At 71.1% G+C, this 14,264-nt stretch carries 16 protein-coding genes and 1 pseudogene; 12 read left to right on the plus strand and 5 right to left on the minus strand.

What is annotated here, in order from left to right:
* The first annotated feature begins 76 nt into the window (after positions 1–76).
* Together ACIQMV_RS09465 and ACIQMV_RS09470 are read left to right on the plus strand one after the other, a co-directional pair.
* Positions 77–958 carry a carbon-nitrogen hydrolase family protein gene (locus tag ACIQMV_RS09465; RefSeq protein WP_402592179.1) on the plus strand — a complete coding sequence of 294 codons (882 nt, stop codon included), beginning with the start codon at positions 77–79 and terminating at the stop codon, positions 956–958.
* A 94-nt stretch (positions 959–1,052) separates the two neighbouring features.
* Complete coding sequence (locus ACIQMV_RS09470; protein ID WP_402592180.1) at positions 1,053–2,411, plus strand: APC family permease; 1,359 nt, start codon at positions 1,053–1,055, stop codon at positions 2,409–2,411.
* Between the two features lie 31 nt (positions 2,412–2,442).
* Here the strand turns inward: ACIQMV_RS09470 and ACIQMV_RS09475 are convergent, their stop codons facing one another.
* A complete protein-coding gene (locus tag ACIQMV_RS09475) occupies positions 2,443–3,315 on the minus strand; it encodes an endo alpha-1,4 polygalactosaminidase (RefSeq protein WP_402592181.1) in 873 nt (290 codons plus the stop codon).
* 113 nt (positions 3,316–3,428) lie between these two features.
* Between ACIQMV_RS09475 and ACIQMV_RS09480 the strand changes: the two genes are divergently transcribed.
* Positions 3,429–3,608, plus strand: a complete 180-nt coding sequence (locus ACIQMV_RS09480; RefSeq protein ID WP_402592182.1) for a hypothetical protein — start codon at positions 3,429–3,431, stop codon at positions 3,606–3,608.
* Positions 3,609–3,663: 55 nt separating this feature from the next.
* Here the strand turns inward: ACIQMV_RS09480 and ACIQMV_RS09485 are convergent, their stop codons facing one another.
* Together ACIQMV_RS09485 and ACIQMV_RS09490 are read right to left on the minus strand one after the other, a co-directional pair.
* On the minus strand, positions 3,664–3,867 hold the full coding sequence (locus ACIQMV_RS09485) for a DUF397 domain-containing protein (RefSeq protein WP_402592183.1): 204 nt from the start codon (positions 3,865–3,867) through the stop codon (positions 3,664–3,666).
* Positions 3,864–4,709 carry a Scr1 family TA system antitoxin-like transcriptional regulator gene (locus ACIQMV_RS09490; RefSeq protein ID WP_402592184.1) on the minus strand — a complete coding sequence of 282 codons (846 nt, stop codon included), beginning with the start codon at positions 4,707–4,709 and terminating at the stop codon, positions 3,864–3,866. Before ACIQMV_RS09490 ends, ACIQMV_RS09485 begins: the two co-directional genes overlap by 4 nt.
* A 159-nt stretch (positions 4,710–4,868) precedes the next feature.
* On the opposite strand from ACIQMV_RS09490, the gene ACIQMV_RS09495 reads away from it, so the two are divergent.
* Positions 4,869–5,336 (plus strand): ATP-binding protein, encoded by a 468-nt coding sequence (locus ACIQMV_RS09495; RefSeq protein WP_402592185.1) that lies wholly within the window; start codon positions 4,869–4,871, stop codon positions 5,334–5,336.
* A gap of 12 nt (positions 5,337–5,348) precedes the next feature.
* On the opposite strand, the gene ACIQMV_RS09500 is transcribed toward ACIQMV_RS09495, so the two are convergent.
* On the minus strand, positions 5,349–6,005 hold the full coding sequence (locus ACIQMV_RS09500; protein ID WP_402592186.1) for a GntR family transcriptional regulator: 657 nt from the start codon (positions 6,003–6,005) through the stop codon (positions 5,349–5,351).
* A gap of 191 nt (positions 6,006–6,196) precedes the next feature.
* Here ACIQMV_RS09500 and ACIQMV_RS09505 point away from each other — a divergent pair, with 191 nt between their 5' ends.
* The 7 genes from ACIQMV_RS09505 to ACIQMV_RS09535 all read left to right on the plus strand — a co-directional run bounded on the left by ACIQMV_RS09505 (position 6,197) and on the right by ACIQMV_RS09535 (position 12,528).
* A complete protein-coding gene (locus ACIQMV_RS09505) occupies positions 6,197–7,222 on the plus strand; it encodes a Rieske 2Fe-2S domain-containing protein (RefSeq protein ID WP_402592187.1) in 1,026 nt (341 codons plus the stop codon).
* Positions 7,223–7,227: 5 nt separating this feature from the next.
* Entirely contained in the window at positions 7,228–8,241 is a 1,014-nt protein-coding gene (locus ACIQMV_RS09510) for a succinylglutamate desuccinylase/aspartoacylase family protein (protein WP_402592188.1), read from the plus strand.
* 81 nt (positions 8,242–8,322) lie between these two features.
* Positions 8,323–9,240, plus strand: coding sequence for an ABC transporter substrate-binding protein (locus ACIQMV_RS09515; protein WP_402592189.1), 918 nt, complete (start codon positions 8,323–8,325; stop codon positions 9,238–9,240).
* 1 nt (position 9,241) lies between these two features.
* The gene (locus tag ACIQMV_RS09520; protein ID WP_402592190.1) at positions 9,242–10,183 is read left to right on the plus strand and encodes an amino acid ABC transporter permease; all 942 of its coding nucleotides are present in this window, start codon (positions 9,242–9,244) and stop codon (positions 10,181–10,183) included.
* On the plus strand, positions 10,180–10,968 hold the full coding sequence (locus ACIQMV_RS09525; protein ID WP_281154323.1) for an amino acid ABC transporter ATP-binding protein: 789 nt from the start codon (positions 10,180–10,182) through the stop codon (positions 10,966–10,968). The genes ACIQMV_RS09520 and ACIQMV_RS09525 overlap by 4 nt, the downstream gene beginning before the upstream one ends.
* 85 nt (positions 10,969–11,053) lie before the next feature.
* Positions 11,054–11,554: a hypothetical protein gene (locus ACIQMV_RS09530; RefSeq protein WP_402592191.1), complete on the plus strand. Its 501-nt coding sequence runs from the start codon at positions 11,054–11,056 to the stop codon at positions 11,552–11,554.
* The gene (locus ACIQMV_RS09535) at positions 11,554–12,528 is read left to right on the plus strand and encodes a PDR/VanB family oxidoreductase (RefSeq protein WP_402592192.1); all 975 of its coding nucleotides are present in this window, start codon (positions 11,554–11,556) and stop codon (positions 12,526–12,528) included. Before ACIQMV_RS09530 ends, ACIQMV_RS09535 begins: the two co-directional genes overlap by 1 nt.
* Positions 12,529–12,583: 55 nt before the next feature.
* Here ACIQMV_RS09535 and ACIQMV_RS09540 read toward each other — a convergent pair.
* Positions 12,584–12,706 (minus strand): annotated as a pseudogene (locus ACIQMV_RS09540) (antibiotic acetyltransferase); the annotation flags it as partial.
* Between ACIQMV_RS09540 and ACIQMV_RS09545 the strand changes: the two are divergent.
* On the plus strand, positions 12,663–14,210 hold the full coding sequence (locus tag ACIQMV_RS09545) for a sensor histidine kinase (protein WP_402592193.1): 1,548 nt from the start codon (positions 12,663–12,665) through the stop codon (positions 14,208–14,210). The pseudogene ACIQMV_RS09540 and the gene ACIQMV_RS09545 sit on opposite strands and share 44 nt — an antisense overlap.
* Positions 14,211–14,264 lie beyond the last annotated feature (54 nt).

Consider the following 14,264-nt stretch of genomic DNA (forward strand, 5'->3'; position numbering starts at 1 on the left):
ACTCTTGTTTAAGTGCTCATCGTGCTCTATTTTTTTTCGCCATCAGGCCACCTGCTGTCCGAAAGTGGTGACTCCCGTGTCCCGGCCCCTGCCCATCGCCCTCGCGCAGGCCCCTCCGCGCTCCTCCCGCTCGCCGCTGGCCGGCTTCGCCGACGAGGTCCAGGACCTCCTCGCGAGGTTCCCCGGGACCCGTCTGGTGGTTCATCCCGAGCTGCACCTGTGCGGCGTGGAGGGTTCCCGGGAGGAGCGGGACGCCCAGCTGAGGGAGTCCGCGGAGCCGCTGGACGGCCCCCGGACCAGGATGCTCGCCGAACTGGCGGGTGACCTGGGCATCTGGCTGCTGCCCGGCAGCGTGTGCGAGCGTGGTCCGCGGGGCGAGCTGTTCAACACCGCTCTGGCCTTCTCGCCCGAGGGCCGGCTCGCGGCCTCCTACCGCAAGGTCTTCCCCTGGCGCCCCTACGAGCCGTACGACCCCGGCGACCGCTTCGTCGTGGCCGACCTGGCCGAGGCGGGCCGGATCGGCTTCGCGATCTGCTACGACGCGTGGTTCCCCGAGGTCTCCCGGCATCTGGCCTGGATGGGCGCGGAAGTGATCGTCAATCCGGTCATGACGACGACCGCCGACCGTGCCCAGGAACTGGTCCTCGCCCGGGCCAACGCCATGGTGAACCAGGTCTACGTGATCAGCGTCAACACCGCGGGCCCGGTCGGCACCGGCCGCAGTCTCGTGGTGGACCCGGAGGGCCGGGTACGGGTCGAGGCCCCCGACGCCCTGCCCACCGTCCTCACCGATGTGCTCGACCTCGACGACGTCACCCGGGTCCGGACCCACGGCACGGCGGGCCTCAACCGTGTGTGGGACCAGTTCCAGGACGGTGACGCCCCGATCGAACTGCCGCTGTACCAGGGGCGGATCGACCCCCGCCGCTGGAATCCGGACCGCCGCGCCGGCGGCTGACCGCCCGGCACATTCGCCTCCGCCCCGTCCCCCTCGCCCGCCGACACATCCCCGGAAGCCCGCCCGGCCCCTACGCGCCCCCTGGAGCCCCGCCATGGAACAGCCCACCCCGACGCTGAACCGGACCCTGACCCTCAGATCGGTCGTCGCCTTCGGCCTCGCCTACATGACCCCCCTGATCGTGCTCGGCACGTACGGAGTCATCGCGCAGACGACCAACGGCACCGTGCCGACCGCCTACCTGCTGGCCATGGTCGCGATGATCTTCACCGCGCACAGCTACGGCAAGATGGCCGCGGCCCATCCGGTGGCGGGCTCGGCCTACACCTACGTGCGGCGGGCCATCGACTCCAGGGCGGGCTTCCTCGTCGGGTGGGCGACGCTCCTCGACTACTTCTTCCTGCCCATGGTCATCTGGCTGATCGGCGGCGCCTACCTGCACGCCCAGTTCCCCGGCGTGCCCTTCTGGGTCTGGATCGTCGGCTTCATCGCGATCACCACCGCGTTGAACGTGCGCGGCATCCGCACCGCGGAGAAGACCAACGACCTGCTCATGATCTTCCAGGTCCTCGTCATCGGCTTCTTCGCGCTCTTCTCGCTGCTCCACGTCTTCCGTCACTCGGGCGCCGGAGGGCTGTTCAGCGCCACGCCGTTCCTCAACGACAACAGCACCCTGGTCGGCGTCTCGGCCGGAGCGGCCATCGCCGCGTACTCCTTCCTCGGCTTCGACGCCGTCACCACCCTCACCGAGGAGACCGTCGAGCCGCGGCGCACCATCCCCCGCGCGATCATCCTCATCGCCCTGATCGGCGGCGGAATCTTCGTCCTGCTCGCGTACACGACCCAGCTCGTCCACCCGGGGAGCACCTTCGCCGACCCGGACTCGGCCGCCTTCGAGATCGCCAGGACGATCGCCGGGAGCCTGTTCTCCTCGATCTTCCTGGCCGGTCTGGTGGTCGCTCAGTTCGCCTCGGGCATCGCCGCCCAGGCCAGCGCCTCCCGCCTGCTGTTCGCGATGGGCCGGGACGGGGTGCTGCCCCGCCGCTTCTTCGGGTTCGTCCACCCCCGGTTCCGCACCCCGGCCGTCAACATCGTGCTGACGGGCGTCATCGGGCTCATCGCGCTGCGACTCAACGTGGCGACCTCCACGTCGTTCATCAACTTCGGCGCGTTCACCGCCTTCACCTCGGTGAACCTCAGCGTGATCGCCACCTTCCTGCGCGAGCGCCGCGCGGGCAGCAGACTGAACCCGCTCACCTACGTCGCCTTCCCGGCGATCGGCGCCGCGGTCGACATCTGGCTGCTGACCCGCCTCGACGGCAAGGCCATCACCCTGGGCCTGATCTGGCTCGCCGTGGGCGTGCTCTACCTCGCCTACCTCACCCGCCTGTTCCGGATCCCGCCGCCGGAGATCGACTTCACCGAGGAGACCAGGACCCCCGAAACGGTCTGACCTGGAGGCCGCGGGCCCTCGACGAACCGGCTCAGCAGGGCTCGCGCCACACCCCCAGCTCCAGCTTCTTCCGCATCGACGACAGGCCCAGTCTGCGCGAGAGCGGACAGAAGCCGTCGGCGGGCACCGCGTACTCCACATGGAAGACGGCCTTGCCGGCCTTCACGAACGGGGTGAGCCGCTCGCATTCCCGGTACTGCGCGCACTCCTCGTTGACGGCGAAGTCGAAGTCGCCCACGAGCTGCGGAATCTGCGGGAGGTCGTTCTTGAGACCCACCGACAGGCCGCGCTCGTGGGCGACTTCGGCGATCATCCGGTTGTAGCGGAGCTGGTCGCGCGCGGTGAGCGGGAAGCCGGTCCGGTTGGAGTAAGCCTCCAGCAGGTCGGGTTCCACCGCGTCGAAGCCCTTGTCCCGGCACATGTCGAACCGCCGCTCCATGATCGGGCGCAGGACGGAGAGGCGGCGGATGTCGAGCCAGCGCTCGCCGTCCCACCCGTTGGTCGCGCCGAGCACCGAGCGCGGGAAGGCGTCCTTGTCGGGCCGGAAATCCTCCCAGGCGCCGACGTTGACGTAGCAGATCACCTTGCGGCCGGCCCGGTGCAGACGGGCCACGTCCGCCGCGGAGTTCTCGAAGCCGTCGATGTCGTAGACGGGCACGTCGACCGAGGGATCGGCCCTGCCATTGAGCTGCCACTGCCAGGCCAGTCCGGGGCGCGGCCGCCACAGGACCTTTCGAGGCGTGCCGGGGGTCGCCCCGGCCGTCGTGGGAGGGCGCGTTCTCTCCGGCTCCGTGGTGGCTGTCGTGGGAGAGCGCGTCGCCTCCGGGTTCGGCGGATGGCCAGGGCCGCCCGGTGCCGTTGGGCTGCTGCTCCCCGCATCCGCGGGGATGGTCCCTGCTCCCACGACAGGAGGTCAACCGGGGCCGGCTGCTCCCTGCACCCGCGGGGATGGTCCCGCCTCGGGCGGGGACGCGACCTTCCTCAGGACCTGCTTGCTGCACCCGCGGGGATGATCCCATGCGACTCGCCATCAAGAAGATCAGCGACTGGGAACGGTCGCTGGCGGTGGGTGTGGTGCACGTTTACTCCCGAGGGCTGCATCGCCCCCTCTGTGAGGCCAACCGCGAGGAGGAGATGCGCACCGCGCACACCTACTTCGAGAAGCGGCTGAAGGATGCGCAGGCCAACGGCAAGTGAATGCAAAGCGCCCCACACCGGAGCCGACCGGTGCGGGGCGCGTTGTCGTAAGTCGTCAGGCGTGGGCGGCGTACGAGACGAAGTCGTTCCACGCGGCGGGGGAGAGGGCAAGCTGCGGGCCGCGCCTGTCCTTCGAGTCCCGGACGCGCACCGCCGCGGCGGCTGCCGGCTGCTGCCAGGAGACGGCCACCTCGACGCAGTCACCGTCTCCGCCGCTGCTGTAACTGCTCTTGAACCAAGCCAGGTCACTGGTGCTCATTGGGCTCCTCGCATCCGTTGCAACAGGCTCACGGAGTCTTCGAGGGTAAGAGCCTGTGAGCGCATCCTGGCATACCGCATCTGCAGGACACTGACCTCCTTGGCATCGGACACAAACAGGCCGCCACGCTGGCCTTCGTTGTACGCGAACCACCGGTTCTCCGGAGTCTCGAGCAACTGCATCGGGCCATCAAGCCCTGCGTGGTTCTCACGGACTTGAGGCATCACCTGCACCTCGACGTTGCGCAGTTCCGCCAGCTCCAGCACGTGGTCGATCAGCTCCCGTGTCACGTCCACCCCGCCCGTGCGCCGTAGGAACAGGTGCTCCTCCAGGATGAAGCTGAACGCCGTGTTCGGCCGCTCCCGCAGAAGCCTCTGCCGTTCCGCTCGCGCCACCCACTGGGCCTCGATCTGCTCATCGCCCAGCGGTGGCAGTTGGTTCACGAACAGCGTGCGCGCATACGCCTCCGTCTGCAACAGTCCCGGAATCAGACGGCACTCGTACGTGATGAGACTGATCGCCATCGCCTCCAGCCGCGCCCACTGCCGGAACCATGCCGCCAGTCCCGGCTGCCGAGTCAAATGGCTCGCGGCCTTCCGCAGCGCGCCCGTGTTGCCCAGGGACTGTTCCGCCCGCTCCACGAAGACCGGGTCCGGCATGCGGCGGCCCAACTCCACCGATGCCACTGTGTGTTTGGAGAAGCGGACCAGCTCGCCCAGCTCCGCCCGGCTCAGACCGGCGTGCTCCCGCAACGCCTGGACGACCGCCCCGAACGTCCGCAGACTGTCCGAGCACTCGGGCTCGCCGCCCGTGCCCGTTCCCGCCAAGCTGTCCGCCGCCATCGGCCGCCTCCCGTGCACCCGCGCCCCGCCGTACACATCGAGCAACGAACGCTCTCACGGATAGTCACATGTACTGCCTGCGCCGTGACCGTGTACGCCGTCGCGGCGTACGCAGTGTCTGCCTGGTGAAAGGCTGTTCCGGGGCACCAGATTGGGCCCATGACCGCACCATCGGCGCCTCAACGGCCGGTTACTGTAAGTATGTTCACCCAGTGCTTCAGCTCCACCCCGCTCGGCGCCCGCCTCGCCCGGCACCTCGCCCTCGTCCAGCTGCACACCTGGGGCGTCCCGCACGGCACCCCGCTCTCCGACGCCGCCGCCACGATCGTCGGCGAGCTGGCCGCCAACGCCGTGACCCACGGCCGCGTACCAGGCCGCGACTTCGAACTGCGCCTGACGCACACCCCGGGCCTCCTGCTGCGCATCGAGGTGTCCGACACCCGCGGTGAACGCCGGCCGCCCGCGCGTCAAGAGGCCACGGCCCCGGCGCCGCTCGACGAGGCGGGCCGAGGCCTGTTCCTCGTCGACGCGCTCGCCGACCGGTGCGAGGTGCTGGACCGCGTGTCCCGGGGCGTGGCCCTGCCCGGCAAGACCGTCCGCGCCGAACTCGACCTGCCCTCCGCGTGAGGCGGCCCGTCCTCAGCCAGGCTCCTCCGACTCCGGCCGCGGCACCAGGTCGAGGCCGCTGTCAGCGGGCAGGGTCTCGCGGTAGCCGGTGTACATGTGCTCGGTCGCCAGGCGGACCAGGAGCTCCTCGTCCGCCGTGCGGGCGGCCTCCAGGATGGCGCGGTGCTCGCTCACCATCAGCGGGACGTTGCCCGCCTCATGGACGTAGGAGCGGGTGATGCGCCGGTTGACCGGGTGGTCCCAGAGGGTGTCGGTCATCCGCAGGAGCAGCGCGTTGTCGCAGGGCTCGATCAGCAGCCGGTGGAAGGACCGGTTGAGTTCGAACTGCGCCGCCGCGTCGGCCGGATCCGTGGCCGCCATCTCCTCGATCACCGCCGCCAGCCGGGCCAGCCGGGCCCGGTCGTGCCGACCGCAGGCCAGCCGCAGGGCCAGCGTCTCCAGGGACTGCCGCACCTGGTAGACCTCGGCGATGTCCTTGGGCTGCAGGGCGTTGACGATGTATCCGCTGCCGGGAAGCCAGGTGACCAGTCCCTCGTGGGCAAGGCGGTTCAGCGCGTCCCGTACCGGGGTGCGGGACACGCCGAGCCGCTCCGCCACCTGCTCCTGCACCAGGGTGGCGTCGGCTTCCAGGTCGCCCGAGACGATCTCGTCGCGGAGTTGTTCGTACACCCGGACTCCCAACGGCCGGGTGTCCCTGGGGTCGCTCCGCAAAGGCTCCACCTCTGTGTCTCCGTCCTGAGCGCCGTTCCGGACCGGGATTTCGGTTCCGTTCCGCCGAAGAATTCCACCTCGCGCGGACCGTTGTCTTCCCTGAACTCACTGTATACGGTGTGCGCACTGCATCCAGAGGAGGTCTGGCCGTGTTCGTTCTGAACACCTGGTATGTCGTTGCCTGGTCCACCGAAGTCACCCGCAAGCCCGTACGCCGGGTCGTCTGCAAGCAACCCCTCGTGCTGTACCGCACCCAGGACGGCGCGGCCGTGGCTCTCGCCGACCGCTGCGCCCACCGCGCCTACCCGCTGTCCGCCGGCCGCACCGTGGGGGACTCCGTCGAGTGCGGGTACCACGGTTTCGCCTACGGGCCCGACGGCGTGTGCACCCGCGTCCCCGCCCAGGCCGCCATCCCCGCCCGGGCCCGCGTGCGCCGCTACCCGGTAGTGGAGAAGGACGGCTGGATCTGGGTGTGGACCGGTGACGAGGACCTCGCCGACGAGAGCCTGATCCCCGACACGCACTGGATGAACGACCCCGCGTGGGCGACGGTCACCCACACGATGCTCTTCGAGTGCCGCCACGACCTCATCCACGACAACCTGCTCGACCTCACCCACGAAACGTTCCTGCACAAGACGACCGTCGGTGACGACTACATCCCCGAGTACGGCATCACCGTCGAGGTGGACGGCACCGTCGTGACCGTGGACCGCTTCATGCCCGGTGTCGAGGCGCCGCCGCTGTACGCGCGGACCATGGGCACCGAGGGCCTGTACGACCGGTTCCACGCCACCGAGTTCCACATCCCGAGCTACCACGTGCTGCACTCCGGCATCACCGCCCAGGGGCGCCCGCGCGAGGAGGGACACCTCATCAAGGTGCTCAACGGGATCACCCCGGTCGACGAGCGGACCACCTGGTACTACTACGCCTTCAGCCGCAACTTCGCGGTCGACGCCGAGTGGGCCACCAAGGAACTGGAGGTCGGCCTCGAGACCGTGCTGCGCGAGGACGCCGACGCGCTGCGCGAGCAGGAAATCGGGATGCGGGAGCGCCCCGACGGCGAGCACGACGTGCTCATCGGGCAGGACGCCGGCGTCGCCAAGGCCCGCCGGATCCTGGGCCGGCTGCTCGCCGCCGAGCAGGCCGCCGGTCAGACCGCGAAGGGCTGAGGGCCGTGACGCGGCTGCACGGCATCGACCTCGACGCGCCGGGGCGCCGGATCGGTGCCATCCACCTCACCCACTCGGACAACCGGCACGACAACGGCGTCGTCCCGGTCCCGGTCGCGGTGCTCTCCGGCGCGCCGGGCCCGACGGCCCTGCTCGTCGCCGGTACCCATGGCGACGAGTACGAGGGGCAGGTGGTCCTGCACCGCCTGCTGCGCGAGACCGATCCCGAGCGGCTGACCGGCCGGCTCATCGTCCTGCCGGCGCTGAACCTGCCCGCGGTCCGTACCGCGTCCCGGGTCTCCCCGCTCGACGGCGGGAACCTCAACCGCAGCTACCCCGGGAACGACAAGGGCGGCCCCACCGACCAGGTCGCCCACGCCCTGGCCGGCGAACTGCTGCCGCACGCCGACCTGGTGATGGACCTGCACTCCGGCGGATCGAGCAGCCACTACCTCCCGTCGGTCTTCGTCTACGACGGCCCGACCCCCGAGGCGTGGCAGGCGAAGCGGCGGCTGACGGAGCAGATGGGGCTGCCCTGGACGATGGTCGTGCCCGCGCGGTTCGAACCCGGTTCGTTCTCCACCGCCGCCGACGACGCCGGGGTCGCGATGATCTCCACCGAGCTCGGCGGCGGCGGTGAGGTCAATCCCGCCTTCGTGTCCGACGCGGTCCACGGACTGCGCCGGGTCCTGGCCGGAGCCGGAATCCTCCCGGCGGAGCCGGACACCCCGCCCGCCCCACCGACCCGCTGGATCGACCTGCTCGCCGACGGCGCCGTGTACACCCCCGCACGGGGGCTCTTCGAGCCCATCGCCCGCATCGGCCAACAGGTCGAGGAGGGCGATCCGATCGGCCGGGTCCACCCCGTCGAGGAACTCGCCCGGCCCTCCGTCCCCGTCCTCGCACACCGCACCGGCATCGTCGCCGTCGTCCGGCGGCCACCGCTGGTGGACCTCGGCGACGCCCTCTACCACCTGGCCGCCGACCGCCCCGACACCACCGTTCCGGCCGCCTGCTGACCGTCCGGGGCCGCCGCTCCGACCCTTCCCACTGACGCACCACCCACCCCTGTCCTGCCCTCCCTCAAGAAGGACGATCCCGTGCGCCATCCGATACGTCTTCCCCTCCTCGCGGCAGTCGTCGCGCTGGCTCTCGCCGGCTGTACCAACGCATCGGCCGAAGGCGGTTCCGCCGGTCCGGGGCCGTCCGCGGCGGCGTCCGGCGGCGGTGCCGGCACGGCGGCGGTGGACGCCGCGGCCGCCGCGCTGCTCCCCGCCGACGTCAAGTCCAAGGGCGTGCTCGCGGTGGCGAGCGACGCGTCCTACCGGCCGTTCGAGTACTTCGACACCGACAACAAGACGATGATCGGCTTCGACGTCGACATGACGGACGCCCTCGGCGCCCGGCTGGGCCTGAAGGTCACGCACGTCAACGCCGGATTCGACGGCATCCTGCCCGGCCTCGCCGCCCGCAAGTTCGACATCGGCGCCTCCGCCTTCTCCAGCACCCCCGAGCGGGCGAAGACCGTCGACTTCGTGCCCTACCTGAACGGCGGCTCCGGCATCGCGGTCAAGGCGGGCAACCCGCTGGGCCTCGCGATGGAACCGATGTCGCTGTGCGGGCACACCATCTCGGCCCAGAAGGGCAGCCTCCAGGGCCTCAACCAGCTGCCCGCGGTCTCCCAGCAGTGCACCGGCGCGGGCAAGGCCCCGGTGAAGGCCGAGCTCTTCCCCTCCCAGGACGGCGCCAACCTCGCCGTCGTCAGCGGCCGGGTCGACGCGGTGATGGCCGACTCGGTCTCCCTCGCGCTCCAGGCCAAGGCGTCCAACGGCAAGTTCGAGCTCGCACCCGGCGCCGACTACGAGCCGTCCCCCATCGCCATCGCGGTGCCCAAGGGCTCCGCGCTCAAGCCGGCCCTGGACGCGGCCATGAAGGCCCTCCTGTCCGACGGCACCATGGAGTCGCTCATGAAGAAGTGGGACATTCCCGCCGGCCTGCACCTGAAGTCCGGGAGCTGACATGAGCGCCCCGCCCACCCCGCTCGCCCAGGAGACCGAGGCGAAGACACCGGACGCCGAGCCGACCGTCGTCCCCAAACGGCACCCGGCCCGCTGGCTGACGGCGGTCGCGCTGCTGCTGATCGGCGCGGCGACGCTGCGGTCGGTGTTCACCAACCCCCGCTTCGGCTGGGACGTCGTCAACACCTATCTGCGGGACGTGTCCATCGGCCGCGGACTGGCCGTCACACTGGAACTCACCGCGATCTGCATGGTCCTCGGCGTCGTACTGGGCATCGTCCTGGCGGTGATGCGCCTGTCGGTCAACCCCGTCGTGCGCTCCGCGGCGTTCCTGTACGTGTCGTTCTTCCGCGGTACGCCCGTGCTGGTGCAACTGCTGTTCTGGTACAACCTGGCGGCGCTCTACCCCACGCTGACCTTCGGCATCCCGGGCCTGTCCCTGGACGCCAACCGGCTGATCACCCCGCTGGTCGCGGCCGTCCTCGGCCTCGGCCTGAACGAGGCCGCCTACATGTCGGAGATCGTCCGGGCCGGCATCCTGTCCGTCGACCACGGCCAGGCCGAGGCCGCCGGAGCGCTGGGCCTGACCCGGATGCAGACCATGCGCCGGGTGATCCTGCCCCAGGCCATGCGGGTGATCATCCCGCCGACCGGCAACGAGACCATCGGCATGCTCAAGACCACCGCCCTGGTGAGCGTGCTGGCCGTGCCCGACCTGCTCTACTCCGCGCAGATCCTGTACTCGCGCAACTTCCAGACCATCCCGCTGCTCATCGTCGCCAGCATCTGGTACATGGTCGTCACCAGCGTCCTCACCATCGGGCAGTTCTACGTCGAGCGCCGGTTCGCGCGCGGCAACCGCACGCTGCCGCCCACCCCGCTCCAGCGGCTGAGGCAGATGCTCAGCACCCACGCGCCGATCGCCACCGGGAGGCAGTCATGACCACCGGCAGTGCCACCGCGGAACCGGCCCCGATGGTCCGGGCCGAGAAGGTCCGCAAACACTTCGGGCGGTTGGAGGTCCTCAAGGGAGTCGACCTGGAGGTCCGGCGGGGCGAGGTGGTCTGCCTCATCGGCCCGTCCGGCTCGGGCAAGAGCACCTTCCTGCGCTGCATCAACCATCTGGAGACCGTCGACGGCGGCCGGATGTGGGTGGACGGCGAGGTGATGGGCTACGAGCAGCGCGGGACCAGGCTGCACGAACTGGGCGACAAGGAGATCTGCCGCCGGCGCACCGGGATCGGCATGGTGTTCCAGCACTTCAACCTCTTTCCCCACATGACCGTGCTGGAGAACCTCGTCGAGGCGCCCCGGCGCGCGCTGAAGGAGCCCAAGGCGGTCGTCACCGAGCGGGCGCTGGACCTGCTCGACCAGGTGGGACTCAAGGACAAGGCCCAGGCCTACCCGCGCCACCTCTCCGGCGGGCAGCAGCAGCGCGTGGCCATCGCCAGGGCGCTGTGCATGCGGCCCAAGCTGATGCTGTTCGACGAGCCGACGTCCGCCCTGGACCCCGAACTCGTCGGCGACGTGCTCAGGGTGATGCGGGACCTGGCCGCGTCCGGCATGACCATGATCGTGGTCACCCACGAGATGGGCTTCGCCCGCGAGGTCGCCGACCGGGTGGTCTTCTTCGACGGCGGCCAGGTCGTCGAGACCGGACCCGCCCGGCAGGTCATCACCGCACCCCGGCACGAACGGACCAAAGCCTTCCTGGCCGCCGTGCGCTGAGCGCCTCCGGCACCCACCCTTGAGAAACGCCCTCGAGTGAGAAATCCCCTCGAGTTCCCCGAGTGACGACGAAGGAGGACGACCGATGAGGCTCCTGCTCCGCGCCAACGCCCACCGGCAGGTGGACGGCGGCTGCCGGGAGGTCGCGGCCGCACCGGACACGCCCCGCCGTGAGCCCTGGCAGTGGCAGGTGCGGCTGCTCGCCGAAGGAAACGGCCCCAGCACCGCCCCGCTGCCCGGAGCGTCGCGGATCACCGAAGCCCTGCCGGACGGGGCGCTGCTGGAGGTCGCGGCCGACCCCGCGGCGGTCCGTGCCCGTGTGGAGGTACTCGACCCCGGCGCCGGGACGACCGTGGACCGCGCCGAGGACGATGTGCTGGTCCTGGTGTCCACCGGAGGACGGCTGCTGGTGGAGGAACGGCACCTGCTGGCGGACGCGGACGCGATGGTGCTGGCGGGAGACGACCCCCTGCACGTGGACGTCCGGCACCCGGACGGCCCAGGCACCTCGGACGGATTGGACACCCGGGTCGCCGTGGTCCGCCTCGGCTCCGCCCGGGGCCGCACCCTGAGCTGGGTGCCCTGATGGCGGCGGCACCCGTCGCGGACGGGGAGCGGCGGCTGCGGCTGCGTGTGTCCGCCCTGGTCTGGGAGTCCGAAGGGGTGGTCTCGGTGCACCTGCGGCGGCCCGACGGCGGCGACCTGCCGGCGTGGGAGCCGGGAGCGCACCTGGACCTGTGCCTGCCCGGCTCCCTCACCCGGCAGTACTCGCTCAACGGATCGCCCGCGGACCGGTCCGTCTGGCGGGTCTCCGTGCTCAGGGAACCGGCGTCCCGCGGCGGCTCCCGGGCCGTGCACGACACCCTGCGCCCCGGTCAGGAGGTCGAGGTGACCGGGCCGCGCAACCGGTTCCCGCTGGTCGACGTCCCCGAGTACCTGTTCGTGGCGGGAGGCATCGGGATCACCCCGCTGCTGCCGATGCTGGACCGGGCCACCGCCGCCGGCGCCCGCTGGACGCTGCTGTACGGCGGGCGGACGCGAGTGAGCATGGCGTTCCTGCCGCGGTTGGCCCGCTACGGCGACCGGGTGCTGGTGCGCCCGCAGGACGAGTTCGGCCTGCTCGACCTGGAGCCCTTCCTGGGTGTGCCGCGGGAGGGGACGGCGGTCTACTGCTGCGGCCCCGAGCCGTTGCTCGCCGCCGTCGAGCGGCTCTGCGTCCCGTGGCCTCCCGGCGCCCTGCACACCGAGCGGTTCGCCGCGGCGCCCCGGGAGCCCGGCGCCGCGGACGCCGACGGGGAGTTCGAGGTGGTGCTCCAGCGCTCCGGCCGCAGCGTCACCGTGCCCGCCGGCAGGACGATCCTCGAAGCGCTGGAGGACCAGGGGATCGACGCCTCGAACTCCTGCCGGGAGGGCATCTGCGGCACCTGCGAGACCAAGGTCGTCGAGGGCGTGCCCGACCACCGGGACAGCCTCCTGTCGCAGGAGGAACGCGCCGCCAACGACACGATGATGATCTGCGTCGGCCGCGCCCGCTGCCCCCGGCTGGTGCTGGACCTCTGACCGTCGAGGCCCGCGCCGGGGCACGGTCCTCGGCGCGGGCCTCGCCGTGTGCGCGTCACCTGTGCGGGGCGTCCGGGGCGACGGCTTCGAGATCGGCGATGCTGCCCGACATGATCGTCCGCACATGCTCGGTGATGTGCTCCGCGGGCCAGTCCCACCAGGCCACCGCCGTCGTCCTGTGCAAGATCGCCGGGCTGACCGTCGTGCGTTCCTGGCTCACCGACCAGGTCGACGACCGGCTCACCCACTTCCGTCCCCCGCCCGACGTCTACCGCGACATCGGCGGCGACGGCGCGCTGCGGCCCCCCGGCGGGAACGACGCCCTGCCCTCGGACTACCGCGTCCACTTCTACGGCCAGGACGGACACCTGCTGCGCGCCTCCCTGGGAAACGGCGACAGCCCCGGCCCGCGCCTGCCCGAGAAGGCGGCCGACCTGCACCTGGACACGGAGAAGCCCAGGACGGTCGAGTCCGAGGACTCGTCCGGATCCGGGTGGCGGGTGATCGACCACTCGGGGCCCGACGACATGCACGCCGTCGTCGCCCTTCCCCTGGACACCGTCGACGGCGCCACCACCAAACTGCTCTGGTTCAGCGTCGTTCTCGGCATCGGTGTCGCCGGCGGAGTCGTCATCCTGGGCAACGTCGCCGTCCGCCTCGGCCTGCGCCCCCTCACCCGCGTCGAGCGGACCGCCCAGCGCATCACCGAGGGCGCCCTGGAACTCAGCGTTCCCGTCACCGACCCGGACACCGAGGTCGGCCGGCTCAGCCTGGCACTGAACACGATGCTCGACCGCCTGCGCACCGCGCTGCATCGCACGGAGACCTCCGAACAGCAGTTGCGCCGCTTCATGGCGGACGCCGGTCACGAACTGCGCACGCCGCTCACCGCGATCCAGGGCTTCGCCGAACTCCTCCTCGACGAACCCCGGATGAGCGACCTGCGACGGCACGAAGCCCACACCCTGATCAACCACAACGCGGAGCGGATGAGCCGCCTCGTCGACGACCTCTTCCTCCTCGCCACACTCGGCGACACCCCCCTTCCGCACCGCGAGCCCGTCGACCTGCTCTCCCTGGCCGCCGACGCCATCGCCACCACCGCCGTCCGCCACCCGCGGCGCACCATCACCCTCGAACCGCTCCTCACCCACCCCGGCGGCCACGAGCGCGGTCTCGACATCGTCGAGACGTCCGGCGATCCCCACCAACTCGCCCAGGTACTCGGCAACCTCCTCTCCAACACCTGCACCCACACCCCCGACGACACCTGCGTCCGCGTCAGGGTCGGCGCCGCTCACGCCGGCCAACACGGCTACGGCACAGACCGCCCCGACCGCACCGGCGCCGGCCCGCCTCCGGCGCCGGGCACGCCCGTCTGCGTCATCGAGGTCGCCGACGACGGCCCCGGCCTCGACCCCGACGAGGCAGCCCGTGTCTTCGACCGCTTCTTCCGGGCCGAACCGCAGGGGTCGCGGCCCCAACCGGGTTCCGGCCTCGGCCTCGCCATCGCCGCGGCCATCACCGAGGGACACGACGGACGCCTGGAACTGGACACCCGCCCCGGCGAAGGCTGCACATTCCGCCTGCTGCTCCCCGACTCGCCCCCTACCGGGCCCGACACGTCGGCCGTCCGAAGAGGACGCGGCGCGGCTCCTCCGGTGGGGGAGCGCCCGGCTTGAGGGGCCACGACCCCATCGCGACCCACCACACTGCACCGGCGTCGGCGAGGTCGT

The organism is Streptomyces sp. NPDC091412, assembly GCF_044756885.1.
Taxonomy (GTDB): Bacteria; Actinomycetota; Actinomycetes; order Streptomycetales; family Streptomycetaceae; genus Streptomyces.

Coding starts and splice junctions, on each gene's coding strand:
- ACIQMV_RS09470 (WP_402592180.1), top strand. CDS start 1,053: ATGGAACAGCCCACCCCGACGCTGAACCGGACCCTGACCCTCAGATCG.
- ACIQMV_RS09490 (WP_402592184.1), bottom strand. CDS start 4,709: ATGGCGGCGGACAGCTTGGCGGGAACGGGCACGGGCGGCGAGCCCGAG.
- ACIQMV_RS09535 (WP_402592192.1), top strand. CDS start 11,554: ATGGCGGCGGCACCCGTCGCGGACGGGGAGCGGCGGCTGCGGCTGCGT.
- ACIQMV_RS09525 (WP_281154323.1), top strand. CDS start 10,180: ATGACCACCGGCAGTGCCACCGCGGAACCGGCCCCGATGGTCCGGGCC.
- ACIQMV_RS09485 (WP_402592183.1), bottom strand. CDS start 3,867: ATGAGCACCAGTGACCTGGCTTGGTTCAAGAGCAGTTACAGCAGCGGC.
- ACIQMV_RS09495 (WP_402592185.1), top strand. CDS start 4,869: ATGACCGCACCATCGGCGCCTCAACGGCCGGTTACTGTAAGTATGTTC.
- ACIQMV_RS09520 (WP_402592190.1), top strand. CDS start 9,242: ATGAGCGCCCCGCCCACCCCGCTCGCCCAGGAGACCGAGGCGAAGACA.
- ACIQMV_RS09530 (WP_402592191.1), top strand. CDS start 11,054: ATGAGGCTCCTGCTCCGCGCCAACGCCCACCGGCAGGTGGACGGCGGC.
- ACIQMV_RS09480 (WP_402592182.1), top strand. CDS start 3,429: ATGCGACTCGCCATCAAGAAGATCAGCGACTGGGAACGGTCGCTGGCG.
- ACIQMV_RS09545 (WP_402592193.1), top strand. CDS start 12,663: ATGTGCTCCGCGGGCCAGTCCCACCAGGCCACCGCCGTCGTCCTGTGC.